Annotated in this window: 1 protein-coding gene; it reads left to right on the forward strand. The window is 32.1% G+C overall.

Going from position 1 to position 417, the window contains the following annotated elements; all coding sequences use genetic code 11:
* Positions 1 to 271 precede the first annotated feature (271 nt).
* A partial coding sequence (locus ABXH34_RS00950) for an AAA family ATPase (RefSeq protein WP_353569977.1) occupies positions 272 to 417 on the forward strand: 146 nt, incomplete at its 3' end.

A 417-nucleotide genomic window follows, 5' to 3' on the forward strand; every position in this document is an offset into this window, starting at 1 on the left:
AAGATGCTCACTAAACTGGCTCGTTATAAGTAAATTAATGAGTTGATAATAAGCGGTACTTGGACTTGATCTGAGTGCCGCTTTTTTTATTGGTTTGTCATATCAGATTTGCTACTCTTGAAGTAGAACTTCATAGAGATACTTAACCAAGTTGAATTTGGTAGCGAGCTAATTCAGTTTTATTCATTATTCCACCTCTTTCCAATTGACTCTCTCTTGATAAGACTGGTACGATTAATTCTAAATATTTTTGAGTAATTAAATTATGGAAATGCAGTCATATATCAGCAGTCTTCACGTTGAAAATATTGGATTATTCAATAAGTTAGATATTGAATTTAATCCACGTATGAATATTTTGATTGGTGCAAACGGTTCGGGTAAAACGTCTATTTTGAGATTATTGACTTATGCTTC

The sequence above is a fragment of the Candidatus Albibeggiatoa sp. nov. BB20 genome, assembly GCA_016744725.1.
Lineage (GTDB): Bacteria > Pseudomonadota > Gammaproteobacteria > Beggiatoales > Beggiatoaceae > Albibeggiatoa.